The sequence below is a fragment of the Tenacibaculum sp. AWR4_210 genome (assembly GCF_056160945.1).
Genome location: NZ_JBSWYF010000076.1, coordinates 1 through 306, shown reverse-complemented (window position 1 = coordinate 306; position 306 = coordinate 1). Strand labels below are relative to the sequence as shown.

Sequence of the window (306 nt, the reverse complement as noted above, 5' to 3'; positions counted from 1 at the left end):
CCACAGCAGCAACAGCTCAGGTAGTGGTAAGCGAGCAGGCTTTACCAAATGCGGGAACTAACGGAACACTAACGATCTGTGCAGGAAGCACGGTAACATCGGCGCAGTTATTTGCAGCCTTAGGTGGAAGTCCTGCGACAGGCGGAACTTGGTCACCAGCATTAGCAGGGGCTAATACCTATACGTATACAGTAGCCGCAACCGCACCATGTACTACAGCAGCAACAGCTCAGGTAGTGGTAAGCGAGCAGGCTTTACCAAATGCGGGAACTAACGGAACACTTACCATCTGTGCAGGAAGCACGG

General features: G+C 52.6%; 1 protein-coding gene. It reads left to right on the top strand.

What is annotated here, in order from left to right; genetic code table 11:
- On the top strand, nt 1-306 hold a 306-nt coding region (locus ACXAG7_RS20090), incomplete at both ends, for a hypothetical protein (protein ID WP_476667945.1).